Origin of the sequence: Bradyrhizobium sp. I71, assembly GCF_022354745.1 — a bacterium.
GTDB lineage: Bacteria > Pseudomonadota > Alphaproteobacteria > Rhizobiales > Xanthobacteraceae > Bradyrhizobium > Bradyrhizobium liaoningense.
Window position 1 is genome coordinate 2,647,185 of sequence record NZ_CP059398.1, and the last position, 25,330, is coordinate 2,672,514.

Here is a 25,330-nt window from a genome sequence, read left to right on the forward strand (position 1 = left end):
AACGTGGATGCCCGGGCCTTCGCCTCGCCGAAGCGGCTTCGGCCGCGCAGGCGGGACAAGCCCGGGCATGACGATCACCGCTGCTTCGTCGCCTCGTCCTCGTCCCGCTCGCTGGGATCGGAGGAATCGGCGGTTAAGCGCTCGCCGGTCCAGTCGATGCCGAATTCCTCGAGCCCGTTGGCGAGTAGGTCGCCCAGCATCGGCTCGCCGAGCAGATAGTGCACCGTTTCGCGGCGCGGGCTGCGATACTCACCGCGCGCCTCCACGGCGCGGGCGCGCAGATCGTCCCAATCATCGATGGTGCCGTCGCCGCGACCAAGCCAGGTCAGCGTGACGAGATCGACCTGCTCGTCCTCGTTCAAGGCGATCATGAAGCTCCCGAGCTCGTTGACGACAGGGTCGGAGCCATTGTCCTCGAGGACATCGATCGCATCGTCATCGCTCGGGTTCGAGCCGGAATCCGGATCGGAATCCCCCTCCTTGACGTCGAATTCACGCGCCTTCTCGATGATGAAGGCAACCTTCTCGGCGGAAATCGTAAGCTCCGGCATGGCTCTCTCCAGGGTTCCCGCGATAACGCCGCATCGCGTCAGATGATCCATTGCGCCAAGATGCGGAAAGTGCGCATGTTTCGCCCTCTTTTGCCGTCATTCCGGGGCGGGAAGACGTCGCGACTCGGAATCTTGAGATTCCGGGTTTGATGCTGCGCATCGCCCCAGAATGACGGAGATGGTGAAGCAAGAACATGGGAAGGTGCCGGATGCAGTGGCAGGTGGGCAAGGTCAAAATCACCAAAGTGGTGGAATTGGAGACGGTCGGCTCGACCCGCTTCATCCTGCCGCTCGCGAGCAATGAGGAAATTTGCAAGCTGCCCTGGCTGATCCCGCATTTTGCCACTGAGGAAGGCCGGCTGAAAATGTCGATCCATTCGCTGGTGGTGGAGACGCCCGGCAGGCGCATCGTGGTCGATACCGGCCTCGGCAACGACAAGCAGGGCCGCAACGTCCCGACCTGGAACAACCGCAGCACGCCGTTCCTGGAGACCATGACGGCGGCCGGCTTTGCGCCCGACAGCATCGACACCGTGCTGTGCACGCATCTTCACGTCGATCACGTCGGCTGGAATACGAAACTGTCCGGCGGCAAATGGGTGCCGACGTTCCCGAAGGCGCGCTACGTTTTCGGCAGGACCGAATACGAATACTGGCGCGACCATTCGACCGAGCCGGACAAGCAGGCCGTGTTCGGCGATTCCGTGCAGCCGATCGTCGATGCCGACAGGGCCGATCTGATCCCGGGCGACCACCGTCTGTGCGAGGAGATCAGCATGATCCCGACCCCGGGCCACAGTCCCGGCCATATGAGCATCCTCATCCAGTCGGACGGCGAACAGGCCCTGCTCACCGGCGACGTCGCCCATCACCCCTGCCAGATGGCCCATCTCGACTGGTCCTCGACCGCCGATTCCGACCGGGCGCAATCGGCCATGACGCGGGCAGCGCTGTTCGGCCGCTTCGCCGACACGCCGACGCTGGTGATCGGCGGACATTTTTCGGCCGGGCATATCAGGCGGGATGGGGACGCGTTCAGGTTTGTAGCGCTGGGGTGATCTCTGTTTTGGGCGGTTGAATTTCCTGCCGCCCTGTTCCATGAAGCTGTTAACCGATCGGTCCAATCTCCAGGGAGAAACGAGAATGAAGCTTGTTCGTTACGGCGAGAAGGGTGCGGAAAAGCCCGGCCTGATCGACAGATCCGGCCAGCTGCGCGACCTGTCGGCGCATGTGAAGGACCTCACCGGCGAAGCCTATTCGCCCGAGTCCCTGAAGAAGCTGGCGGCGCTCGATCCCGCCTCGCTGCCCGCCGTTTCCGGCAAGCCGCGGTTCGGTGCGCCCGTCACCGGCATCTCGAAATTCGTGGCGATCGGCCTCAACTACAGCGACCATGCCAAGGAGACGGGCGCCGATATTCCGAGCGAGCCGATCATCTTCATGAAGGCCAACACCTCGCTGTCGGGCCCGAACGATCCGGTCGAGAAGCCACGCGGCTCAACCAAGCTCGACTGGGAGGTCGAGATCGCCGCCATCATCGGCACCCGCGCAAAATACGTCTCGGAAGCCGACGCGCTGAACCATGTCGCCGGCTATTGCGTCTGCAACGACGTCTCCGAGCGCGCATTCCAGATCGAGCGCCTGGGCCAGTGGACCAAGGGCAAGTCGCACGACACGTTCGGCCCGCTCGGCCCGTGGCTCGCGACCAAGGACGAGATCAAGGATGTGCAGAACCTGTCGATGTGGCTCGACGTCAACGGCCAGCGCCGCCAGACCGGCTCGACCAAGACCATGATCTTCTCCATGGCCAAGTGCGTCTCCTATGTCTCGCAGTTCATGACGCTGCTGCCCGGCGACATCATCACGACAGGCACTCCGCCCGGCGTCGGCCTCGGCATGAAGCCGCCGACCTTCCTCAATGTCGGCGACGTCGTCACGCTCGGCATCGAAGGTCTCGGCGAGCAGCGCCAGGAGATCATCGCAGCGTAAGCCGTGCCCTCCCGTCGTCATTGCGAGGAGCGAAGCGACGAAGCAATCCAGACTATTTCCGCAGAGACAGACTGGATTGCTTCGCTTCGCTCGCAATGACGAAGACAACTTCCGAATACTGCCTAGGACATTTCCCATGAAGCTCACCTTCTCCCCCGCCTCGCCCTTCGCCCGCAAGGTGCGCATCGCCGCGATCGAGCTCGGACTGATCGACAAGATCGAGTTCGTGCCTGCGGCCGTGACGCCGGGCACGGCCAACGAGGATTATTCGAAGATCACGCCGCTGAAGAAGCTGCCGGTGCTGATCACCAATGACGGCGACGTGATCCTGGATTCCTACGTCATCGTCGAATATCTCAACGAGATGGCCGGCGGCAGCCTGATCCCGGATTACGGCCCGCGGCGCTGGAAGGCCAAGACCAATCACTCGCTGATCAACGGCATGCTCGATTCCATGCTGCTGTGCCGCTATGAGAAGTTGGTGCGGCCGCAGGGTCTGCAATGGCAGGCCTGGTCGGACGACCACTGGAACCGGGCCTGGACCGGCATGGCGCGCTTCGAGAACATGCCCGACGTTCTGAACGGCCCGTTCGACATCTCGCAGATCGGCCTTGTTTGCGTGCTCGGCTACGCCGACTTCCGCTTCGCCGATTGCGGCTGGCGCAAGGCCTATCCGAAGCTCGATGCGTTCCACCAGAAGATGATGGCGCGGCCCTCGGTGAATATCTCGGTGCCGCCGGCCGCGTAAATCCCGGGAGTTCTCATGAGCCTGAAGTTCTCAGTCGGCGACCTCACCATCCATCGCGTCATCGAGCAGGAGACCTCCTTCGTTCCTGCGCTGGAAATGCTGCCGGGATTGACGGCGGAGGTGCTGGCCGAGAATCGGGCGTGGATGCGTCAGGCCAGGGCGCTGGACGAGCAGGACGTTTTGCTGCTGTGTTTCCAATCCTACATCGTGAGGACGCCGCACCACACCATCCTGATCGACAGCTGCATCGGCAACGACAAGCCGCGGCCGCAGCGGCCGAAATGGAACATGAAGACCGACGACACCTATTTGCGCGCGCTGAACGCTACCGGCTTCTCGGTGGACGACATCGACTTCGTGATGTGCACGCATCTGCATGTCGATCACGTCGGCTGGAACACGCGGCTGGAGAACGGCCGCTGGGTGCCGACCTTCCCCAAAGCGCGTTACGTCTTCGCCAAGCAGGAGTTCGACCACTGGTCCGAGCAGAATGCGAAGGCGGAGATCCCGCCTTTCGCCGACAGCGTGCTGCCTGTGGTCGAAGCCAACAGGCACGAGCTCGTCGGCAACGACCATGAGATCGGCGACCATGTCCGCATCCTGCCGACGCCCGGTCACACGCCGGGCCACGTCGCCTTCACGATGGGCCGCGGCAAGGACGAGGCGGTGTTCTCCGGCGATCTCATGCACTCGCCGTTGCAGACGCTCTATCCGGAGCTGTCGATCAAGTTCGATGTCGATCCGACCAAGGCAGCCACGACGCGCCGCAGCTTCCTTGAGCGCTATTGCGACACCGACACGCTGTGCTGCACGGCACATTTCCCCTCGCCGTCGGTCGGAAAGATCAAGCGCAAGGGCAGCGGATTCGTTTGCGCGGCGGTGTAGCGCAAGCGGTCTTCCTGCTTCCTCCCGTCATGCCCGGGCTTGTCCCGGGCATCCACGCTCTTACAATCCATCGATCACGAAGAACGTGGATGGCCGGGACAAGCCCGGCCATGACGAGGAAACAACATGCCTGATCTGCCCGACATTCCCCTCCCCGCCGGCATCCGCTCGCGCACCATCGATGGCATCAACCGCTTGCGCATGCATGTGCTCGAGGCCGGCTTCGAGACCAGGGGGCGGCGCTGTCTTCTCTTGTTGCACGGCTTTCCTGAACTCGCCTTCTCCTGGCGCAAGGTGATGCCGGCGCTCGCCGCGGCCGGCTATCACGTGATTGCGCCGGATCAGCGCGGCTATGGACGCACGACGGGATGGAGTGCGGAGTACGACGGCGATCTCGCGCCGTTCTCGCTCTTCAATCTGGTGCGTGACGCGCTCGCCCTGGTGTCGGCGTTCGGCTACAGGCAGGTCGATGTCGTCGGCCATGATTTCGGCAGCCCTGTCGCGGCCTGGTGCGCCTTGATCCGGCCTGACGTGTTTCGTTCGGTGACGATGATGAGCGCGCCGTTCGGCGGACCGCCGCCGCTGCCATTTGGCACCGTCGACATGCCGGCCAAGCCTGCGGCCGAAGACCCCGTTCATCGCGCGCTTGCCGCGCTCCCGCGGCCGCGAAAACACTATCAATGGTATTACGCGACGCGCGAGGCGAGCGCCGACATGCAGCGCGCGCCGCAGGGCGTGCATGATTTCCTGCGCGCCTATTATCATCACAAGAGCGCGGACTGGACCGGCAACAAGCCCTATCCGCTCGAATCGTGGTCGGCGGGTGAGCTTGCGAAGCTGCCGACCTACTACGTGATGGACCTGAACGAGACCATGGCCGAGACGGTTGCGAAGGAGATGCCGTCGCCGGCCGCGGTCGCCGCCAATCAATGGCTGCCGGACCGCGAACTCGCTTACTACAGCGCCGAATATGGCCGCACCGGATTCCAGGGCGGCCTGCAATGGTATCGCTGCGGCACATCGGGCGCTTTCAACAACGAGCTGCAATTGTTTGCCGGCCGCAGCATCGACGTGCCCTCCTGCTTCATCTCGGGCAAGCAGGACTGGGGCACTTATCAGCGCCCGGGCGTGTTCGAGACGATGCAGGCGCGCGCATGCACGAAGATGCTCGGCTGCCATCTCGTCGACGGCGCCGGCCATTGGGTCCAGCAGGAGCAGCCGGCCGAGGTCAGCCGATTGCTGCTGGACTTCCTCACCAGGGCTGGCACCGCCTGATTTGACCAGGGAACCACTGCGCCCTATATAGTTTTTAGAATGGTTCTAAACTTATGACAGGGCGGCCGTGAAGAATTTTGCCGATCTGACCGAGCGCGAGGTGCTGGCGGTTGCGATCTCCTCCGAGGAGGAGGACAGCCGGATCTACATGACCTTCGCCGAGGATCTGAAGGAGCGCTATCCCGACTCCGCGAAACTGTTCGAGCAGATGGCCGAGGAGGAGCGCGGCCATCGCCACATGCTGCTGGAAACGTACGAGCAGCGCTTCGGCCAGCATTTGCCGCCGATCCGCCGCGAAGACGTCAAGGGCTTCCTGCGCCGCCGCCCGATCTGGCTGACCAAGAACCTGCCGCTCGACACGATCCGCCGGGAAGTCGAGACCATGGAGCTCGAGGCCGAGCGCTTCTACGCCAAGGCCGCCGAGCAGGCCGAGGACGTCAACGTGCGCCGGCTGCTCGGCGACCTCGCCGAAGCCGAGAAGGCTCATGAGCATACCGCCGCGAAACTCACCGACGAGATCCTGAAGCCCGACGTGCGTGCCGAGGAGGACCGCACGCGCCGGAGGATGTTCGTGCTGCAATATGTGCAGCCGGGCCTCGCCGGCCTGATGGACGGCTCGGTCTCGACGCTCGCGCCGCTGTTTGCGGCCGCCTTTGCCACGCATCAGAACTGGCAAACATTTCTGGTGGGCCTTGCCGCCTCGATCGGCGCCGGCATCAGCATGGGCTTTGCGGAAGCGCTGTCCGACGACGGCTCGCTCACGGGGCGCGGCTCGCCCTGGCTGCGCGGCATCACCTGTGGCGCGATGACGACGCTCGGCGGGCTCGGCCACACCGCGCCCTATCTCGTACCCGACAGCTGGGCCAACGCGTTCTGGATCGCGACGGGAATCGCCTGCATTGTGGTGTTCTTCGAATTGTGGGCGATCGCCTTCATCCGCTCGCGCTACATGGACACGCCGTTCCTCCAGGCCGTGTTCCAGATCGTGCTCGGCGGCGCCATCGTGCTGGCGGTCGGGATCGTGATCGGGGCGGCGTAGGAGCCACACTGTCCCACTGACATAGCAATCGCCATCAAACAGCCGTTGCCGCGTTCGGCCAAACTGCGCATCATCCTCCAACAACCAGAGCGGGAGAAGCGCCGTGGCGAGGTCGGAATGGAGTTTCAAGAGTGCGGTCGAGCTGTCGGCCGCATTGAGCGCGAAGAAGGTCTCCGCGGTCGAGCTCACGCAGGATGCGATCGAGCGCATCGAACGGCATGACGGCAGGATCAATGCGATCTGCGTGCGCGATTTCGACCGCGCGCTCGTTGCCGCGCGCGAGGCGGACGCTGCATTGGCGCGCGGCGAGCGCAAGCCGCTGCTCGGCCTGCCCGTGACGATCAAGGAATCCTTCAACATCGCCGGCCTGCCGACGACCTGGGGGTTCGTTCCGCAGAAGGATTTCAAGCCTATGGAAGACGCACTACCTGTCGCCCGTATCAAGCAGGCCGGCGGCGTGATCCTCGGCAAGACCAACGTGCCGGTGGGCCTCGGCGACTGGCAGAGCTACAACGACATCTACGGCACCACCAACAACCCCTATGATCTCGGCCGCACGCCGGGCGGATCGTCCGGGGGATCGTCCGCAGCCCTTGCCGCGGGCTATTGCGCGCTCGCCACCGGCTCCGACATCGGCGGCTCCCTGCGTGTGCCGGCTTTTCATTGCGGCGTCTTCGCGCACAAGCCGACCCTCAATCTCTGCCCGGCGCGGGGCGAGACTCCGCCGCCGTTTCCAGCCATTCCGCGCGAGGGCGACCTCGCCGTCATCGGGCCGATGGCGCGCACGGCAGCAGATATCTCCCTGCTGCTCGAAATCATGGCCGGACCGGATCCGCTCGATGCCGGTGTCGCATACAAGCTCGACTTGCCCGTTGCACGGCATCAATCATTGCGGGACTTTCGTATCCTGGTGATCGACAGCCACCCGCTGCTGCCGACCGACCGGGACGTCCGCAGCGCGATCGACAGGCTCGCAACCGATCTGTCGAAGGCCGGCGTGAGGATCGCGCGCGAGAGCGGCCAGCTCCCGGATTTCGCGGAGACCTCGCGGCTATACATGCGCATGCTCCTGAGCTTTCTCGGCGCATTCTTCCTGCCGGATGAGCTTGCGGATGCGCAGGCCCGGGCGAGCCAGTTGTCGCCCGAGGATCGCAGCCTCGGCGCGGAGCGACTGCGCGGCATCACCGCAAGCCACCGCGCCTGGGTGCTCGACGCAGGCAGCCGCGCCGGCCTGCGGGCGCAATGGCGCGCACTGTTCAAGAGCTTCGACGCGGTGATCTGCCCGATCATGCCGACGCCGGCCTTTCCGCATGACCATTCGCCGGAGCAACGCCTGCGGCGCATCAGCATCGATGGCAAGGACTATCCCTATTCCGACCAGCTCGCCTGGCCGGGCGTCGCAACGCTTCCGGGCCTGCCTGCGACGGCGGTTCCGCTCGGCTTGACGAAGGATGGCCTGCCGGTCGGCGTGCAGATCGTCGGCCCGTGGCTGGAGGATCGCACGCCGCTGAAGCTCGCAGAGTTGATCGAGCGCGAGTTCGGCGGGTTCGTGCCGCCGAAGATGTTCGATGATTGATTCCTCCACGTCATTGCGAGCGAAGCGAAGCAATCCAGACCACCTCCGCGGAGAATCATGGATTGCTTCGTCGCATCAGCGCAAAATTGCTTCGCAATTTTGTCGCGAGCTCCTCGCAATGACGGAGCGAAAACAGCGATACTGAAATCAACTATCGAACACGATCACGCTGCGCAGCGTCTTGCCGGCTTTCATGTTGGCAAAGCCCTCGTTGATCTCCGACAGCTTCAGCTTGGCCGAGATCCAGTCCTCAAGGTGCAGGCGGCCGCGCAGGTAGAAATCAACCAGCCGCGGCATGTCCACGCGGAAATGGTTGGAGCCCATCGAGGAGCCCTGGATCTTGCGCTCGCGCAGGAAGTCGAAGCCGTGCAGCTCGATCTTCTGGCCGAACGGAATCATACCGACGATGGTCGCGGTGCCGCCCGAGGCGAGCATGCCGAACGCCTGCTCCGCGGTCTCCTTGCGGCCGAGCACTTCGAAGGAATGATGCACGCCGCCGTTGGTGAGGTCGCGCACCTGCTTGACCACGTCACCGTCCGTCGGGTTGACGATGTCGGTGGCGCCGAGCTTGGTCGCGAGCTGGAGCTTGGCCGGATTGGTGTCGATGGCGATGATGCGGCCGGCGCCGGCGATCTGCGCGCCGTTGATCGCGGCCATGCCGACGCCGCCGCAGCCGATCACGGCGACGGTCTCGCCGGCCGTCACCTTCGCCGTGTTCACCACCGCGCCGTAGCCGGTGATGACGCCGCAGCCGATCAGAGCGGCGAGATCGAGCGGCATCTCCTTCCTGATTTTGACGATGGCGTTCTCGTGCACGAGCATCTGCTCCGCAAAGGAGGAGAGGTTCAGGAACTGGTGCAGCTTTTCCGGCTTCGACCACTGCATCCGGTTGGAGACGCCCGGCAGCATCTTCACCGTGGTGTCGGTGCAGAGCACGGTGCGGCCCGTGGTGCAGTTGTCGCAGGTGCCGCAGAACACGGACAGGCAGGTGACGACGTGGTCGCCCGGCTTCACGTAAGTGACGTCGGAGCCGACCTGCTCGACCACGCCGGCGGATTCGTGGCCGAGCACCGCCGGCAGCGGATGCGGATAGAGCCCTTCCATGAAATGCAAATCGGAGTGACAGAGGCCGGCGACCGCGGTGCGGATCAGGACCTCGCGCGGACCGGGCTTCGGCAGACTGATGTCCTCGATGACGAGCGGCTGGTTGACTTCATGGAGGACGGCGGCCTTCATCGGTGTTTCCTCGTTGTTATGATTATCGTTGCGTGGGCACTTCACCTCTCCCAAAGGGAGAGGTCGGAAGCGCATCAAAGATGCGATTCCGGGTGAGGGGTTCAGGTCTCTCGATGAAAGCACAACCCCTCACCCGGGCCGCCGGCGCGATCCGACCTCTCCCCATGGGAGAGGTGAAGAGAGCCTACGCTGCCAGAACCAGTTCGCCAACCTCGCTCATGCTGCCTGCGCGATCGCCGAGCAGCAACGCGGCGATCTTCGCTTGCGCGGCATTTTCCGTCAGCCGGAACGGATCGCTCGGCGACACCCGATGATCGATGACGAGGCGCGACAGCAGCAGGCGGCGCGCATCGCCGCGAATGTCGTGGATGCGATGCGCCTCCCATGCGAGCGCGACCGCGCTCGCGACATGATAGAGCAGGCTGGTGGCGCGGCGGGCCTCCGCCTCGTTCTCGGACTTGCTTGCGACCTCGCGCGCGAAGCCGACGGCGCGATCGGTGAGGCCGCGCAGACGGTCGCGCCAGGCCTGCGGCACGGAAGCGCTGTCGTCGAGCCGGGCCTGCAGATCGGCCGCGAGCGCGGACTCCGCGCCGTGACGGCCGACCGCGCGCCGCAACGCATCGATGGCCACGATGTTGCCGGTGCCCTCCCAGACCGAGCCGAGATGGGCATCGCGCAGCAGGCGGGCGGTGGCGAATTCCTCGATATAGCCGATGCCGCCACGCATCTCGAGCGCATCGCCGCAGACCTTGCGCGCATCGCGCGTGGCGCGGAATTTCAGCGTCGGGGTGAGGATGCGCAGGAGCGCCGCCGCATCCTGGCTGCCGGCTTCGGCACGATCGAGCGCATCGGCGGTGAGAAAGCTCATCGACAGCGCCTGCTCGACCGGCAGCATGATCTTCAGCATCTGCCGGCGACCGAGCGGCAGGTCGACGATGCGGCTGCCGAACACCACGCGGTTCGTCGCCACCGTCATCGCATCATGATAGGCGCGGCGCATCAGCGCGGTGGATTTGACGCCGTTGGAGAGCCGCGACGAGTTCACCATCTCGGCCATCTGCACGAAGCCGCGGTCGAGCTTGCCGACCGCGTAGGCGATCGCGCCTTCGAGCTTGATCTCGCCCGAGGCCATCGAACGCGTGCCGAGCTTGTCCTTGAGGCGCACGATCCGGTAGTTGTTCTGCGAGCCGTCGTCGAGAAAGCGCGGCATCAGGAACAGGCCGACGCCGCGCGTGCCGGGGCCCGCCCCTTCAGGACGCGCCAGCAGCATCACGACCTTCGCGTCCGCATTCGAGCAGAACCATTTTTCGCCGTAGAGACGCCAATGGTCGCCCTCCTGCACCGCACGCGTGGTCAGCGTGCCGACGTCGGAGCCGCCCTCCTTCTCGGTCATGAACTGGCCGCCCTGCGTCAGCTTGCTCGTGTCGGTCGAGGTCAGGCCGTCGAGATATTTTGCCTTCAGCGCCTCGCTGCCGAAATTTGCCAGCAGCTTGGCGCAACCGTCGGTGACGTTGATCGGGCAGCCCATGCCGAATTCGGTCTGGTTGAACAGGAAGGTGAAGGCGTGCTTGGCGACGACGGGATATTTGTCCGGCCAGCCCATGATGCCCTTGCGGATCGAGAGCGCGTGGATGCCGAACTCGCCGAACGCGGCGTTCTCCAATTCGCGATAGGCCGGATGGTATTCGATCCATTGCATGTCGCGGCCGAACTTGTCGCGCTGGTGCAGAACGGGCGTGTGCCGGTCCGCGAGCCGCGCGCACTCGTCGAGATGGCCGCCGGCGAGCTCGCCGAGACGGTCGAGATGCGGCTCGATATGACGGAACAGCGTATCCGGCAGATGAATGCGCAGGAGATCGGCCAGCGCCGGATCGGCGCGGTAGAAATTCATGCCTGACGTATCGGGCGCCAGCAGGCCGGAAGGTGCGGCCGCGGCATTTTGTGGCTGCGCTGTGACCGGCTTGTGCATGATCGTCCTCTTCGTTTCCGTCCGACGGCAATTCTTTGCGCTTGCCGCTTTGGATGATGTCGATCATGCTCCAGTCGCGGACAGCGATAAAGCCGCAAATTGTCAGGGCGGCATGATCGCCGTGGAGGAGCAATTCGCTCTGCGGAATTGTGATCGACCCGGCTGGTCGTTCGCACAGCCCATGCATAGATCAGCGGCTCCTGCTTCCGAGAGATCACGCAATGGAACATCCGAAACACAAGATCGCCCTCATCGTCGGTGCCGGCGAAGGCCTCAGCGCCTCGCTGGCGCGGCTGCTCTCCGCCCAGGGCATCCGCGTCGCGCTCGCCGCGCGAAAGATCGAGAAGCTCGGCGCGCTCTGCAGCGAGACCGGCGCAAAGGCCTATGCCTGCAACGCCACCGAGCCCGACGAGGTGGAGCGGCTGTTCGGCCTCGTCGAGCGCGAGATCGGAACGCCCGACCTCGTCGTCTACAATGCCAGCGGCCGCACGCGCGGGCCTTTCATCGAGCTCGTTCCGGCCGACGTCGCGCAGGCGATTGCGGTCAGCGCCTATGGCGGCTTCCTGGTGGCGCAGCAGGCGGCCAGGCGCATGCTGCCGAACAAGCACGGCGCGATCCTGTTCACCGGCGCCTCCGCCAGCGTCAAGGGCTATGCGCAGTCGGCGCCGTTCGCGATGGGCAAGTTCGCGCTGCGCGGCCTCGCGCAGAGCATGGCGCGCGAATTGTCGCCGCAAGGCATCCATGTCGCGCATTTCGTCATCGACGGCGGCATCCGCAGCGCGGCGCGAACCGAACCGGCGGACAAGCCGGATTCGATGCTCGATCCCGACGCGATCGCAGCGAGCTACTGGAACGTGCTGCAGCAGCCGCGCAGCGCCTGGAGCTGGGAGCTGGAGCTGCGGCCCTGGGTGGAGAAGTTTTGAGGCGATAAATTCACAGCTGCCGTAGGGTGGGCAAAGGCGCGTTAGCGCCATGCCACCATCTCGGAGACGGAAAGAAATGGTGGGCACGCTTCGCTTTGCCCACTCTACAAGAGTAGGGAGCGACGATGACCACGGAAACCACCATCGACACCGGCACCAGTGAACTCCTCTGCGTCGTGCGCGACCGCGTCGCGATCATCACGCTGAACCGGCCGGAGGCGCGCAATGCGCTATCCGATAACCTGACGCCGGCGCTGCGCACGATGATCCGAACCTGCGGCGAGGATCCCGGTGTCGGCGCGCTGCTGCTCACCGGCGCGGGCGAAGCGTTCTGCGCCGGCGGCAACGTCAAGGGCATGGGCGCACATCGCGACAAGGCAAAGCTCGATATGTCCTTTGACGACAAGGTTGCCGACCTTCAGGAGCGGCAACGGCTGCTGACCGGCGCGCTGGTGTCGGTGCGCAAGCCGACCATCGCCGCGCTGCCCGGTCCCGCGGTCGGCGCCGGGCTTGCCATCGCCATGGCCTGCGATATCCGCATCGCCGCACAATCCGCCTTCGTTGCAACCGGCTATGCCCGCATCGCGCTCAGCGGCGACTACGGCATCGCCTGGCTCCTGACCCGGCTCGTCGGCACCGCGCGGGCGCGCGAGCTGATGTTCACCGGCGATCGCGTCGATGCGGTACGCTGCGAAGCCATCGGCCTCGTCAACCGCGTGGTGCCTGATGACAAGCTGCAAACCGAGGCCTTCGCGCTGGCCAGATCGCTCGCCGAAGGCCCGCGCCTGGCGCTGCGCTACATGAAGGACAATCTCGACGAGGCCGTGCTGTTCGACTTCGAAACGGCGCGCGACCACGAGGCTGAACGACTGATCCGCCTGACCACGACCGCGGATCACAAGGAGGCGGTGCAGGCCTTCATCGAGAAGCGCAAGGCGGTGTTCACGGGAAAGTAGCCGACACCCGAAATCTGTGACCGTCACCCTGAGGCGGCCGCTTCTTCAGCGGCCCTCGAAGGGCGACGGCCCGACTGTTGCTGCGAGAGACTGCTTGGAAACAGCGGGGCCGTTCATCCTTCGAGGCTCGTTCTGCGAAAGTGCGCAGAACGAGCGCCTCAGGATGACGGATCGGGCAGGAAAGCAAAAAAAACCCGGCTCTGGCTTGGCCAGGCCGGGCTGCAGTGGTGTCAGGCCGAGGCTGAGGGGCTGTCGGCCTGACGGGAAAGGGCGGCGAGGCGCCAGCTCGCGCAGGGAATGTCTCTGGGCGCGACGCTGATCTCCTTGTCGAAACGCACCAGCTTCCAGTCGTCGGGATGGTTGACGAAAGCGAAGCCGGATTTGCGCGCAAGCGAGACCATCGCCTCGTTGGAACGCAGCGTGTCGCCGAACATGTGCTCGGCGCCAAGCGCGGCGGCGCGGCATTCGAGGTTCTTCATCAGCGCGGTGGCGATACCGAGACCCTGCCAGCGGTCGTCGACCGACAGGCCGAACTCGAGAGTCGCGGTCTCGGCATGGAAGGCGTAGCGCGCTTCGGCCACGATGGTCTCGAAGCCGTCGACCATCATGGTCGCAACGATTGTGAAGCGCTCGCCCTCGCCCACCCGAAGGAAGTCGTGCAGCAGGCCCTGCGGCAGCTCGCTGATCGCGCCGAAGAAACGGTTGTAGCGGGAGCGGGTCGAGAGGGAGCGGAAGTAGTGCTGGAGCTCGTCGGTGTCGCGCGGCTCGACGAAGCGGACGTTGAGCGCCGTGCCGTCGCTTGTGCGCAGCCTGTCCGAATATTGCTTCAGGTCTTCGAGGCGAAGGATGCTCATGACACATGCCGTGCGGAAAAGGGACCGCCGGCGCCCCCACAGTCAGGCGGCGCCGGCCTGGCGGCCTATCAGGCCCGCCAGAAGGGTTTGTCGGCCTCATAGGCGACATCGGACCAGGACAGCCCGACATCATGGAGGTCGCGGGCGGTCCAGTTGGTCATCTCGCGCCTGGTGCGGTAGCGCTCATGCCAGACGTGAAGCGTCTCGCCGATCTGCTGGATCAGGCCGGGTGCATGATGATTTGTCATCGAATTGTCGGTCAAAGTAGACATTTTCAGCTCCTGGAGCTAAGTTGACTACTAATATCTGCTTCCTACCGCGCTGCGACAAACGACAATTTGTACCCTTTCGCATGAAATAACGTCATGCATCCTGCTGCCAGATGACTGCCAGATTGCCATCCCTGAACGGATTGCGGGCGTTCGAGGCCGCCGCGCGCCATCTCAGCTTCACGCTGGCAGCCAGCGAGCTGAACGTGACCCAGACCGCGATCAGCCATCAGATCCGCAGGCTGGAGGAGGAGCTCGGCATCCGCCTGTTCATCCGGCAGAACCGCGCGCTGGCGCTGACGCCGGAGGCGCGCGACTACCTCCCGGGCGTCCGCGCCGCCTTCAACGATCTCCGGCTCGCCACCGATCGACTGCTGCGCAAAGAGGACGACAAGGTGCTGACCGTGTCGACGCTCGCCTCGCTCGCGGCAAAATGGCTGCTGCCGCGGCTGACCGATTTCCAGGAGCAGCATCCCGGCATCGACGTGCGCATCACCACCTCGACCAGCCTCGTCGACTTCCAGCGCGACAATGTCGATGCCGCAATCCGCTATGGCCGCGGCCAGTGGCCGGGCGTGCGCGCCGACTGGCTGATGGCGGACGAGCTGTTTCCGGTATGCAGTCCGTCACTGCTGCGCGGCGACAAGCCGCTGCGCCGGCCTGAGGATCTGCGCAACCATCCGCTGCTGCACACCTCGAACACCAACAGCGACGACTGGCGGCTGTGGCTGACCGCGGCGGGCCTGCCCGTCGATATCGCAAGGCAGCCCGGCATCACCTTCGACATGATCTTCATGACCATCCAGGCCGCGATCGACGGCATCGGCGTGGCGATGGGACGGACCTCCTACGTCCAGGACGACATCGCCAAGGGCCGCCTGGTGGTGCCCTTCAAGATCGCGCTGCCGGCCGATGCCGGGTTCTACCTGGTCGCGCCGGAGGGCCGCCGCGAGGCGCCGAAGCTTGCCGCGTTCCGGCAATGGATCGTCGCTGCAACGCAAAATAAAGCCTGAAAAATCATCAGCTTCCTCCGGAATACCGGTTGACTCGCTCCGCTCCGCGCGGGATGGGGTATGACAGATTGTCGCAGCATCAATCTGTCGCCTTGCCGTGCAATGCATTTCGGCCCGGCCACGTCTTTCCAAGGGGAGCAACGTCATGGCTGGACCAGCCGCCTCAACCAATCCGCCCGCAATCAGGTCGCGCGTCGGCGCGATCCTGCGCGCCACCTCAGGCAACTTCCTCGAGCAGTTCGATTTCTTCCTGTTCGGCTTCTACGCCGCCGCGATCGGCAAGGCGTTCTTCCCCTCGACCAACGAGACCGCCTCGCTGCTCAACACCTTCGGCGTGTTCTGGCTCGGCGCCTTGATGCGCCCCGTGGGCGCCATCGTGCTGGGGGCCTACATCGACCGCATCGGCCGCCGCCAGGGCCTCATCGTCACGCTCGGCATCATGGCCTTCGGCACGATCGTCATCGCGTTCTGCCCGAGCTACGCGACCATCGGCATCACAGCGCCGATCATCGTGCTGATCGGCCGGCTGCTGCAAGGCTTCTCGGCCGGCGTCGAGCTCGGCGGCGTGTCGGTGTATCTCGCGGAGATCGCGACGCCCGGCAATCGCGGCTTCTACACCTCGTTCCAATCGTCGAGCCAGCAGGTCGCGATCTTCGTGGCCTCGATCCTCGGCTACATCCTCTCCGAGGTGATGCCCGCCGACACCGTGGCCGCCTGGGGCTGGCGCATTCCCTTCTTCGTGGGATGCCTGATCATTCCGCTGATCTTCCTCCTGCGGCGGACGCTCGAGGAGACGCCGGCCTTCCTCGCCATGAAGAAGCATCCGACCGCGAGCGAGGTGTTCACATCCGCGCTCGCCAACTGGCGCATCGTCGTCCTCGGCATGATGATCGCGATCCTGACCACGACGACGTTCTACTTCGTCACCGTGTACACGCCGACCTTCGGCAAGACCGTGCTGAAGCTGTCGACGCATGACGCGCTACTGGTCACGCTGCTCGTCGCGGTGGCCAACTTCATCTGGAATCCGGTCGGCGGCGCGCTCTCCGATCGCATCGGCCGCAAGCCGGTGCTGATCGCGATCGCCTGCCTGGCGCTGGTGACCGCCTATCCGGCATTGCACTGGCTGGTGGCGGCGCCGACCTTCGGCAAGCTGCTCGCGGTCGAGATGATGTTCTCGTTCTATTTCGGCGTCTACAGCGGCACCATGTTGGGTGCCCTCGTCGAGATCGTGCCGGCGCATGTCCGCACCACCTGCTTCTCGCTGGCGTTCGCGCTCGCCGCGGCCCTGTTCGGCACCTTCACGCCGTTCGCCTCGACCTGGCTGATCGAGCGGACCGGCGACAAGGCCTCGCCCGGCTTCTGGCTGATGCTCGCCGCCCTGCTCGGCATCATCGCGGCCTCGACGGTGTATCGCGGCGGCAAAGCGGTGCCGGCCTATGATGCGGTGCCGGAGCCGGTCGCGGGGCGTTGAGTGTCGTTCCGGGGCGATGCGAAGCATCGAGCCTCAGGTGCGCAATTGCGCACCGGGGAACCTCGAGATTCCGGGTTCACCCTTCGGGTGCCCCGGAATGACGGCCGGGCTTACAGCTCCACCACCACGTAGTCGCTCTCGATCCTGACCGGGATCGTCTCGGCGACATATGGCCCTTTCACCACGCTTGCGCCCGGCTCGACATGGGCCGGATAGGCCTTCACGCGGAAGCGGCGGGGGTCGCAGTAGGATTGGCCGGTGCGGATGTCGAACTCCCAGCCGTGCCAGGGGCAGCGGATGATCTCGCCGAGTTTCGTGTATTCGATCTCGCCGGGATTGCTCGATTGTGCGAGCCCGATCAGCGGACCCTCGCACAGCGCCGCGCCCTGATGCGGGCAGCGGTTCATCAGGCCGAAATACTCGCCCTTGACGTTGAAGACCGCGATCGGCCGTCCGTCGATCTCCAGGAATTTTCGGGTGCCCGGCGGAAGCTCGTCGACCGCGGCAATGACATGCCGGGCCATGCTTATGTTTTCCGCACGATCTGATCGAAAAACCGCTTCACACTTTTTCGGATCATGCGGCTATCCCGTAAAGCTTCTTCGCATTGCCGAGATAGAACGCCTCGCGATTGGCCTCGCTGACGCCCGCCGGCAAGACGCGCGAGGGCTCATCGTAATCCCAATGCGGATAGTCGGTCGCGAACAGGAGCCGATCCCATCCGATCCATTTGATGACGTCGAACAGGTCCTCGCGCCGCTCCGGATCCTCCATCGGCTGCGTCGTCCACCACACCTGCTCGCGGATATATTCCGACGGCGGCCGCTTCACATGCGGCACCTCGCTCCTGAGCCGCTGCCAGGCCTTGTCGAGCCGCCACGCCAGCGACGGCGCCCAGCCGAAGCCGGCCTCGATCATCACCATCTTCAGTTTCGGGAAGCGCTCGAACACGCCCTCCAGCACGAGGCTCGCCAGCGCCGATTGCTGGCATTGCGAGTGGCCCACCATCTCCTCGATGTAGTAGGACGGCCAGCCCGAGGGCGTGATCGGGTTGCCGCCGAAGCCGAAGGCGTGGACGCCGACGGGAAGACCTGCCTCCTCCGCGGCCTGGTAGATCGGCCAATAGCGGCGCTGGCCGAGCGGCTCGACATTGCGGCTGAGCAGCAGCACCTGCACGAAGTTCTTGTCGCCGGCGCGCTCGCGGATCTCGGCGGCGGCCGACAGCCCGTCCTCATTGCCGACGACAATCGAGGCCTTCAGCCGCTTGTCCCTGGAGGTCCATTTGTCGATCTGCCAGTCGTTGATCGCCGAGCACAGGGCCGCCGAGAGCTCGTGATTGCGGATGCCTTGTCCGGTGTTGAGCGGATTGAGCACGCCCAGTTGCACGTTGTTGGGATCGAGCAGCTGCTTCTGCATGAACGACAGCGAGGAGCCCTGCGGTCCGCCCTCCGGCGGATAGGCATCGCGGCGCGAGGCGTTGGGCTGGGCTTTCGGATAGGGCGGGCCTTCCATCATGCCTTGATAGGCATGGACGCCGTAGACTTCGAGGTGATGCTGCCAGCGTTTGGCGAGGTAGGGATAGAGCTCGGTGCGGGTGGCGCGTGCCGGATGGATGTCGCAGTCCGCGATCGCGGTTTTGACGGTCAGTGGGGACGCGGCTTCTTGGCTCTCGCGGAACTGGATATTCATCGCCTTGCCTCCTTTGGCAGCGGCTCACGTCAGGCGGGGATAGGTTGCATGCGGATTGTCGATCATGATCTTGCGCACGAGATCGGGGGACAGACCTCCGGGCAGCGCGTCCTGGCCGTCGAACTGCCAGTGCGGATAGTCCGTGGAGAATAGGACCAATTCGTCCGACTGCATATGATCAAACAGGCGAATTAATGTCTCGGCTTCCGGCGGTGCATCAAATGGCTGTAACGAGAAGCGGATGTTGCTGCGCACAATCTCCAGCGGCGCGCGATCGACCCATGGGGTCTCCATCCGCACCCCGCGCCAGAACTTGTGCAGTCGCCAGAGATAGGGCGCGATCCAGGAGACGCCGGACTCCAGCATCACCATTTTCAGCCGCGGATATTTGGCGAACACGCCTTCGACGATCACGCTGGTGAGCTGGGTCTGGAACGCCTGGGCCTGCCCGACATAGTCCTCGATGTGGTAGGACCCCCACCCCACCGCGGTCGGCGGATTGTGATAGGCGGAACCGGCATGGATGCCGACCGGCAGTTCCAGCCGCTCCGCGGCCTCATAGATCGGCCAAAGCGCGCGCTTGCCGAGCGGCACGTCGCCCATGACCAGCATCAGGACCTGCACGAAGCGCTTGTCCGGGGCGCGGCGCTCGATCTCGGCGACGGCCTTCTCGACGCTTTGCGTCGGGATCACGATCGAGCCACGCAGGCGATTATCGCGATCGAGCCATTCCTTCGCCAGCCAGTCGTTCAGCGCGCGGCAGAAGGCGGCCTGCATGTCCTCGGCGAACACCATCTGCACGCCGTACAGCGGATTGCAGATGGCATGCTCGAGCTGGAAGGGATCGAGCACATGGCGCTGCATGTCCGCCAGACTCTCGCCCGGCTTGCCCTGCTCGGGCCGCCAGTCGGGCCGTGCCGTAATCGGCGAGTTCTGCGGATAGGATTGCGAGACGAGGTCGACCATGCCGCGCGTCGTGACCTGATCGCGCCAATAATCGTTCAGGTACGGCAGCAGGCTGGTCAGATGCGGCACGGCCGGATGCACATCGCAGTCCACCCCACCGGCGATCAGGGACGCCATGACGTCTCCTTCACGTTTCCTCGTCAATTCTTGTCTCGTGCCCGCATTCAAGCAGGCCTGCCCGCCGCCCGCAACTCAGCCGGGGCCGCCGGCATATGCTAGGAAGGCGCAGCTCGGTTGCGAAGGAATGAGGGGTTTCAGGGATGAAAGAGCTCGTCGGCATTGCGGAACGGGTCGCGGCCCAACTGATCGCGCGCAAGCAGACCATCGCGGTTGCGGAATCATCGGCCGGCGGCCTGATCTCGGCCAGCCTGCTCGCGGTGCCCGGCGCCTCCGCCTATTACCTCGGCGGCGCGGTGGTCTACACCCGCGACGCCAGACGGGTGCTGATGGATATTTCGGATGACGGCATGAAAGGCTTCCGGTCGTCGTCGGAGCCCTACGCGCAATTACTGGCCGAGCAGATGCGCAGCCGCTTCAATTGTGATTGGGGCCTGTCCGAGACCGGTGCCGCCGGCCCCACCGGCAACCGCTACGGCGACGCAGCGGGCCATAGCTGCATGGCGGTCGCAGGACCCGCCGCGGAGGTGATGACGCTGGAGACGGGCAGCAGCGACCGGTTTGCGAACATGCAGGTGTTTGCGGCAACGGCACTGGAGTTGCTGCTGAGGAATCTGGAGGGGTGACGGTGAGGGGGTTGTGTCCGCGGCACGGCTCAATGTCACCGCCCCAAATGCCGCATGAAAATTCGCACCACATAGCCGTGAAAGCGCGGCGCTTCGTCGTAGAGGTCCGACGCAATGCGTTCGATGGTTTCGCGCAGCGACAAGAATTGTGCCTGGCGCGCGCTGCTCTCGGTGCCCTGCATGCCCGCGAGCTCGTCCATGGCAGCGTCGCTGATCTGGCACTGCACGACCTCGCCATCGTTCAGCATGGTGAAGCGAAAGGCCAGACGTTCGAGATCATGGCCAATGATCTTGTCGCGCGTGAGCGGCATTGCAAGCGTCCCGGTCGGCCCCCCTCGCGGACAATGCGAAAAATTCTCCGGCTTGTCAGCAAGGATGAAAGGGGGGCCCCGACCTACTGGAACGCGACTTCGGCGAAACTGCGGAGCTTTCGCGAATGCAGGCGCTCCGATTCCTGCTGCTTGAGCCGCTCCAGCGCCTTCAGGCCGATCTCGAGATGCTGGCCGACACGGCGGCGGTAGAATTCGCTGGCCATGCCGGCGAGCTTGATCTCGCCGTGCAGCGGCTTGTCCGAGACGCAGAGCAGCGTGCCATAGGGGACGCGGAAGCGGTAGCCGTTGGCGGCGATGGCGGCTGATTCCATGTCGAGCGCGACCGCGCGCGATTGCGACAGGCGGCGGATCACTTCAGGCCCGGAAATCTCCCAGTTGCGGTTGTCGACGCTCGCCACCGTCCCCGTGCGCATCAGGCGCTTCAGCTCGAAACCTTCGAGCCCGGTGACATCCTCGACCGCCTCCTCGAGCGCGACCTGCATCTCGGCGAGCGCGGGAATCGGCACCCACAGCGGCAGCTCGCGGTCGAGCACATGGTCCTCGCGCACATAGCCATGCGCGAGCACGTAGTCGCCGAGCCGCTGCGTGTTGCGCAGGCCCGCGCAATGGCCGAGCATGAGCCAGGCATGCGGCCGCAACACGGCCACATGGTCGGTGACGTTGCGCGCATTGGACGGACCGGTGCCGATGTTGATCAGCGTGATGCCGCGATAACCCGGCGCGACCAGATGGAAGGCCGGCATCTGCGGTGCGCGCGCGGGGGCAACGCCCGTCGTCGCGCCGCCGCTGCGCGTGATGACGTTGCCGGGCGCGACGAAAGCGTCGAGGCCCGCCTCGCCGGACTGAAGACGCTGCTGGCAGAGCTGCGCGAAGGCGTCGACATAGAACTGGTAATTGGTGAAGATCACGAAGTTCTGGAAATATTCGGAATCGGTGCCGGTGTAGTGATAAAGCCGGCGCAGCGAGTAATCGATGCGGGCGGCGCGGAACAGGGACAGCGGCTTGGGCGTCCCCGGCTGCAGCTCGAAGGTGCCGTCGGCGATCGCATCGTCCATCGTCGCGAGATCAGGCACGTCGAACGCATCGCGCAGCGACCGCGTGACGGCGGAGTTCTCGCTGGTCGTGATGGCGGCTTCGATGTTGATGTCGCGGCGATAGGCGAAGTGGATCGGGATCGGCTCGGTGGATTCGCCGATCTCGACCGGCACGCCGTGGTTCTGGATCAGCAATCCGATCTGCTCGGTGAGATAGCTGCGGAACAGATCCGGCCGCGTCACGCTGGTCTCGTGCACGCCGGGCCCAGCGACGAAGCCGTAAGACAGGCGCGAATCCAGCCGCGCATGCGTCGCGGTGGTGATGCGGACAAAGGGATAATAGGCCCGCATCCGCGTCGTGACGGTCTCGCCATTGACATAGGCCTCGAACCGCTCGCGCAGGAACTTGGTGTTGCGCTCGTAGATCTCTTCGAGACGGGCGACGGCGAGGGACGCATCGGAGAAGGATTCGGTGGCGATGGAGGGGGGAGATTGCATGATTCGACCGCCGCTTTGCTTGAAACAAGCGCACTATAGCAGGATCGCAGCCAAGTCGTCATTGCGAGCGCAGCGAAGCAATCCAGAAATCTCACCGCGGAGACAATCTGGATTGCTTCGCTACGCTCGCAATGACGAGGAAAGATGACGCGCCTTCGCGCGTCACTTCTCCCGGAAAGCGCGCATCAGCTGGTCGTGCAGCGGCTTCATCAGATAGGACAGCATGGTGCGGTCGCCGGTCTGGACGAAGGCCTCCACCGGCATGCCGGGAATCATCTTGACGTCCCCGAGGCGGGCGATCTCCTCGGGCGGCATCGAGACGCGGATGGTGTAGTAGCCCTGGCCGGTGCGCTGGTCGGTGGTGACGTCGGGCGAGACGCGGCTGACGACGCCGTTGAGCTCAGGCGTGGTGCGCTGGTTGAACGCGGAGAGGCGCAGCAGCGTCTTCTGGCCGATCTGGAGCTTGTCGATATCGACCGGATTGACCTTGGCCTCGACCTGGAGATCGTCGGCCTGCGGAACGATCAGCATCAAGGTATCGCCGGCCGTGACGACGCCGCCGACGGTGTGCACGGTCGATTGCAGCACCATGCCGTCCTGCGGCGCGCGGATGTCGATGCGGCGGAGCTGGTCTTCGGCAGCGACCTTGCGCTCGATCAGCTCGCCGATCTTGTCGTTGGTCTCGCGCAGGTCCTTGGAGACCTCGCTGACCACGTCCTTGTCGATCTGTATGATCTGGAGCTCGGTCTCGGTGATCTTGCCCTTGGCCTGGGCGCGCGAGGCGATGTACTGCGCGCGCTCGCCGTTGAGACGTGCCGAGTCGCGTTCGAGCTGGGTCAGGCGCGAGATCTGCACCAGGCGCTTTTCGTAAAGCTCGCGCACGCCGGTGAGTTCGTTCTGCACCAGTGCGATCTCCTGGTCCTTGGCCTTCTCCTGGGCGCTGAGACCGGAGATCTCCTCGTTGAGCTGCGTGATGCGCTCGCGCAGCTGCGCCTTCTGCCCGGTGCGGCCGTTGACGCGGACGTCGAACAGCTTGGTTTCGGCGGAGAGCAGCACCTTGAGCTCGGGATCGCCGGCGCGCTCGATCAGCGTTTGCGGGAACTCGATGCTGTCGAGACCGCGTTGCTCGGCCTGGAGTCGCGCCGCGCGCGCTTGCGCGGCGTCGAGATTCTTGGTGACGATGGCAAGGTTGGCCTTGGTCACGGTGTCGTCGAGCCGCACCACGATGTCGCCGGCCTTGACCCGGTCGCCGTCGCGGGCACGCACCTCGCCGACCACGCCGCCGGTCGGATGCTGCACCTTCTTGACGTTGGATTCGACCACGATCTGCCCCGGCGCGATCAGCGCGCCCGAGATCAAGACGGTCGACGCCCAGCCGCCGAGCCCGACGACCAGGACCACCACGATGGCGAGGCCAAGGACCAGGTGAAACCTGATGGAATCACCTACAGTCTTCTTGGCGGGGGGCTTCGTTCCGCCGATAGCCAACGTGCTCATGACTTGCTGCTCATGACTTGCTGCTCATGACTTGGCCACTCCGCCTTCGCTGACGATCTTGATCGGTGCCGGCGGCGTCGCGCGCGGCTGCAGCACCTGGGCGAGCACCTGCTCCTTGGGGCCGAACGCCTGCATGCGGCCGTCGCGCAGCACCAGGATCTGGTCGACCGCCTCGACGCCGATCGGGCGGTGCGCCACCACGACGACGATGGCACCGCGTTCGCGCGCGGCACGGATGGCGCGGGTCAGCGCCTCGTCGCCTTCGGTGTCGAGGTTGGAGTTGGGCTCGTCGAGCACGACCAGGAACGGCCTGCCGTAGAGCGCGCGCGCCAGCGCCACGCGCTGCGCCTGGCCCGCGGAGAGCGCTGCGCCCTGCTCGCCCACTTGCGTGTTGTAGCCCTCGCGCATCTTGATGATCATCTCGTGCACGCCGGCCTCCTTGGCCGCGGCGATGATCGCGTCGGAGGTCGCCTCGGGATCGAACCGGCTGATGTTCTGCGCGATGGTGCCGCCGAACAATTCGACGTCCTGCGGCAAATAGCCGATGTGGCGGCCGAGCATGTCGGACGACCATTGATCGAGCGCCGCCCCGTCGAGCCGTACCTTGCCGCGCACCGGCTGCCAGACCCCGACCAGCGCGCGGATCAATGACGACTTGCCGGAGCCGCTCGGGCCGATCACGCCGAGGCCGTTGCCGGCGGCGAGCGCGAAGGTGACGTCCTGCACCACGAGACGCTGATCGCCGGGCGGCACCATGGCGACGCCTTCGACCGAGAGCCGGCTGGTGGGCGCCTGCAACTGGGTCGGCATCGCCTGCGCCGGCATCTGCTCCAACAGGCGGGTGAGGCGGTGCCAGCTCTGGCGTGCGGCGACGAAGGATTTCCAATGCGCAATGGCAAGATCGACCGGAGCGAGCGCGCGGGCGGAGAGGATCGAGCCGGCAATGATGATGCCGGCCGTCGCCTCCTGGTGGATGACGAGATAGGCGCCGACCGCGAGCACGGCCGATTGCAGCATCATGCGCAGTACCTTTGCGATCGCGCCGAGACCACCGGCGACGTCGCTCGCACGCTGATTGCCGGCGAGATATTTTTCGTTGGCCTCGCTCCAGCGCTGGTTCATCCGTCCGGCCATGCCCATCGACACCATCACCTCGGCGTTGCGGCGGCTGGCCTGGGCGAGATCGTTGCGCTGGGCGGCGAGCCCCATCGCCTCGCGTGCCGGCTGGCGGGACATGAACTCGGTGACCAGCGTCAGGCCGACCAGGATGATGGCGCCGACCAGCGCGGTGACGCCGATCAGGACGTGGAAGGCGAAGCAGATGGCGAGATAGAGCGGCAGCCAGGGCAGATCGAAGAATGCGCTCGGGCCCATGCCGCCGAGGAAGGAACGGACATTGTCGAGGTCGCGTAGCGGCTGGAGGCCCTCGTTGCGGCTGCCGACCAGAAGCGGCAGGCGCACGATGGTGTCGAACACGCGCTTGTTGAGGGCCTCGTCGAGCGACGTACCGATCCGCCCCAGGATGCGGTTGCGAATCATGTCGAGCACGCCCTGCGCCATGTAGAGGAAGCTGGCGAGGATGATGAGACCGACCAGGGTCGGGATGCTGCGGCTCGGCAGCACCCGGTCGTAGACCTCCAGCATGAAGATCGACCCGGTCAGATAGAGCAGGTTGATCATGCAGCTCATCAAGCCGACGCCGATGAATGCCGTGCGACAAGCGCGCAAGGCGTCACCGAGCTCTGAACGGCGGACGCCAGGGATGGCTGCCATCAGTCTGATCTCTTTCGACTAAGGGGGCAAAGCCCCTGATTTCA

At 64.9% G+C, this 25,330-nt stretch carries 24 protein-coding genes; 12 read left to right on the top strand and 12 right to left on the bottom strand.

Annotated features, from left to right (window positions below):
* Positions 1–74: 74 nt before the first annotated feature.
* Positions 75–551: a DUF3775 domain-containing protein gene (locus FJV43_RS12995; RefSeq protein ID WP_239627480.1), complete on the bottom strand. Its 477-nt coding sequence runs from the start codon at positions 549–551 to the stop codon at positions 75–77.
* A gap of 209 nt (positions 552–760) precedes the next feature.
* On the opposite strand from FJV43_RS12995, the gene FJV43_RS13000 reads away from it, so the two are divergent.
* The 7 genes from FJV43_RS13000 to FJV43_RS13030 all read left to right on the top strand — a co-directional run bounded on the left by FJV43_RS13000 (position 761) and on the right by FJV43_RS13030 (position 8,060).
* Positions 761–1,609: an MBL fold metallo-hydrolase gene (locus tag FJV43_RS13000; RefSeq protein ID WP_239627486.1), complete on the top strand. Its 849-nt coding sequence runs from the start codon at positions 761–763 to the stop codon at positions 1,607–1,609.
* Positions 1,610–1,694: 85 nt separating this feature from the next.
* The gene (locus tag FJV43_RS13005; RefSeq protein WP_239627488.1) at positions 1,695–2,537 is read left to right on the top strand and encodes a fumarylacetoacetate hydrolase family protein; all 843 of its coding nucleotides are present in this window, start codon (positions 1,695–1,697) and stop codon (positions 2,535–2,537) included.
* Between the two features lie 136 nt (positions 2,538–2,673).
* Entirely contained in the window at positions 2,674–3,285 is a 612-nt protein-coding gene (locus FJV43_RS13010) for a glutathione S-transferase family protein (protein WP_239627489.1), read from the top strand.
* Positions 3,286–3,300: 15 nt separating this feature from the next.
* On the top strand, positions 3,301–4,170 hold the full coding sequence (locus tag FJV43_RS13015) for an MBL fold metallo-hydrolase (protein ID WP_239627490.1): 870 nt from the start codon (positions 3,301–3,303) through the stop codon (positions 4,168–4,170).
* A 126-nt stretch (positions 4,171–4,296) separates the two neighbouring features.
* Complete coding sequence (locus FJV43_RS13020) at positions 4,297–5,445, top strand: alpha/beta hydrolase (RefSeq protein WP_239627492.1); 1,149 nt, start codon at positions 4,297–4,299, stop codon at positions 5,443–5,445.
* Positions 5,446–5,512: 67 nt separating this feature from the next.
* Positions 5,513–6,484 (top strand): iron exporter MbfA, encoded by a 972-nt coding sequence (gene mbfA / locus FJV43_RS13025; RefSeq protein WP_239627494.1) that lies wholly within the window; start codon positions 5,513–5,515, stop codon positions 6,482–6,484.
* 103 nt (positions 6,485–6,587) lie between these two features.
* Positions 6,588–8,060: an amidase gene (locus FJV43_RS13030; protein ID WP_239627495.1), complete on the top strand. Its 1,473-nt coding sequence runs from the start codon at positions 6,588–6,590 to the stop codon at positions 8,058–8,060.
* Positions 8,061–8,207: 147 nt separating this feature from the next.
* On the opposite strand, the gene FJV43_RS13035 is transcribed toward FJV43_RS13030, so the two are convergent.
* Together FJV43_RS13035 and FJV43_RS13040 are read right to left on the bottom strand one after the other, a co-directional pair.
* Complete coding sequence (locus tag FJV43_RS13035) at positions 8,208–9,296, bottom strand: Zn-dependent alcohol dehydrogenase (protein ID WP_239627497.1); 1,089 nt, start codon at positions 9,294–9,296, stop codon at positions 8,208–8,210.
* Positions 9,297–9,480: 184 nt separating this feature from the next.
* Positions 9,481–11,265: an acyl-CoA dehydrogenase family protein gene (locus FJV43_RS13040; protein WP_239627499.1), complete on the bottom strand. Its 1,785-nt coding sequence runs from the start codon at positions 11,263–11,265 to the stop codon at positions 9,481–9,483.
* Positions 11,266–11,486: 221 nt separating this feature from the next.
* Between FJV43_RS13040 and FJV43_RS13045 the strand changes: the two genes are divergently transcribed.
* Entirely contained in the window at positions 11,487–12,188 is a 702-nt protein-coding gene (locus tag FJV43_RS13045) for an SDR family NAD(P)-dependent oxidoreductase (protein WP_239627500.1), read from the top strand.
* Between the two features lie 125 nt (positions 12,189–12,313).
* Positions 12,314–13,144, top strand: a complete 831-nt coding sequence (locus FJV43_RS13050; protein WP_239627502.1) for an enoyl-CoA hydratase — start codon at positions 12,314–12,316, stop codon at positions 13,142–13,144.
* A gap of 230 nt (positions 13,145–13,374) precedes the next feature.
* Here the strand turns inward: FJV43_RS13050 and FJV43_RS13055 are convergent, their stop codons facing one another.
* Both FJV43_RS13055 and FJV43_RS13060 read right to left on the bottom strand, forming a co-directional pair.
* Positions 13,375–13,998 (bottom strand): GNAT family N-acetyltransferase, encoded by a 624-nt coding sequence (locus tag FJV43_RS13055; protein ID WP_239627504.1) that lies wholly within the window; start codon positions 13,996–13,998, stop codon positions 13,375–13,377.
* Between the two features lie 68 nt (positions 13,999–14,066).
* Positions 14,067–14,270, bottom strand: coding sequence for a DUF1127 domain-containing protein (locus FJV43_RS13060; protein WP_239627505.1), 204 nt, complete (start codon positions 14,268–14,270; stop codon positions 14,067–14,069).
* A 110-nt stretch (positions 14,271–14,380) separates the two neighbouring features.
* Between FJV43_RS13060 and FJV43_RS13065 the strand changes: the two genes are divergently transcribed.
* Both FJV43_RS13065 and FJV43_RS13070 read left to right on the top strand, forming a co-directional pair.
* Positions 14,381–15,280 carry a transcriptional regulator GcvA gene (locus FJV43_RS13065; RefSeq protein WP_239627507.1) on the top strand — a complete coding sequence of 300 codons (900 nt, stop codon included), beginning with the start codon at positions 14,381–14,383 and terminating at the stop codon, positions 15,278–15,280.
* 145 nt (positions 15,281–15,425) lie between these two features.
* Positions 15,426–16,754 (top strand): MFS transporter, encoded by a 1,329-nt coding sequence (locus tag FJV43_RS13070; protein WP_239627509.1) that lies wholly within the window; start codon positions 15,426–15,428, stop codon positions 16,752–16,754.
* A 110-nt stretch (positions 16,755–16,864) separates the two neighbouring features.
* Here FJV43_RS13070 and FJV43_RS13075 read toward each other — a convergent pair whose 3' ends face one another.
* Genes FJV43_RS13075 through FJV43_RS13085 form a run of 3 tightly spaced genes read right to left on the bottom strand, consistent with a single transcriptional unit; the run spans position 16,865 to position 19,526 of the window.
* A complete protein-coding gene (locus FJV43_RS13075; protein ID WP_239627511.1) occupies positions 16,865–17,278 on the bottom strand; it encodes a Rieske (2Fe-2S) protein in 414 nt (137 codons plus the stop codon).
* A gap of 52 nt (positions 17,279–17,330) precedes the next feature.
* Positions 17,331–18,443: an amidohydrolase family protein gene (locus tag FJV43_RS13080; protein ID WP_239627512.1), complete on the bottom strand. Its 1,113-nt coding sequence runs from the start codon at positions 18,441–18,443 to the stop codon at positions 17,331–17,333.
* Positions 18,444–18,467: 24 nt separating this feature from the next.
* Positions 18,468–19,526 carry an amidohydrolase family protein gene (locus tag FJV43_RS13085; protein WP_239627514.1) on the bottom strand — a complete coding sequence of 353 codons (1,059 nt, stop codon included), beginning with the start codon at positions 19,524–19,526 and terminating at the stop codon, positions 18,468–18,470.
* Positions 19,527–19,669: 143 nt separating this feature from the next.
* Here FJV43_RS13085 and FJV43_RS13090 point away from each other — a divergent pair, with 143 nt between their 5' ends.
* Positions 19,670–20,152 carry a CinA family protein gene (locus FJV43_RS13090; protein ID WP_239627516.1) on the top strand — a complete coding sequence of 161 codons (483 nt, stop codon included), beginning with the start codon at positions 19,670–19,672 and terminating at the stop codon, positions 20,150–20,152.
* Between the two features lie 35 nt (positions 20,153–20,187).
* On the opposite strand, the gene FJV43_RS13095 is transcribed toward FJV43_RS13090, so the two are convergent.
* The 4 genes from FJV43_RS13095 to FJV43_RS13110 form a co-directional block, all read right to left on the bottom strand.
* On the bottom strand, positions 20,188–20,463 hold the full coding sequence (locus FJV43_RS13095) for a DUF1488 family protein (RefSeq protein ID WP_131872072.1): 276 nt from the start codon (positions 20,461–20,463) through the stop codon (positions 20,188–20,190).
* An 83-nt stretch (positions 20,464–20,546) separates the two neighbouring features.
* Positions 20,547–22,016, bottom strand: coding sequence for an AMP nucleosidase (locus tag FJV43_RS13100; protein WP_239627517.1), 1,470 nt, complete (start codon positions 22,014–22,016; stop codon positions 20,547–20,549).
* Positions 22,017–22,178: 162 nt separating this feature from the next.
* Positions 22,179–23,513 carry an HlyD family type I secretion periplasmic adaptor subunit gene (locus FJV43_RS13105; RefSeq protein WP_239627519.1) on the bottom strand — a complete coding sequence of 445 codons (1,335 nt, stop codon included), beginning with the start codon at positions 23,511–23,513 and terminating at the stop codon, positions 22,179–22,181.
* Positions 23,514–23,537: 24 nt separating this feature from the next.
* Complete coding sequence (locus FJV43_RS13110) at positions 23,538–25,286, bottom strand: type I secretion system permease/ATPase (RefSeq protein ID WP_239627520.1); 1,749 nt, start codon at positions 25,284–25,286, stop codon at positions 23,538–23,540.
* Positions 25,287–25,330: the final 44 nt, after the last annotated feature.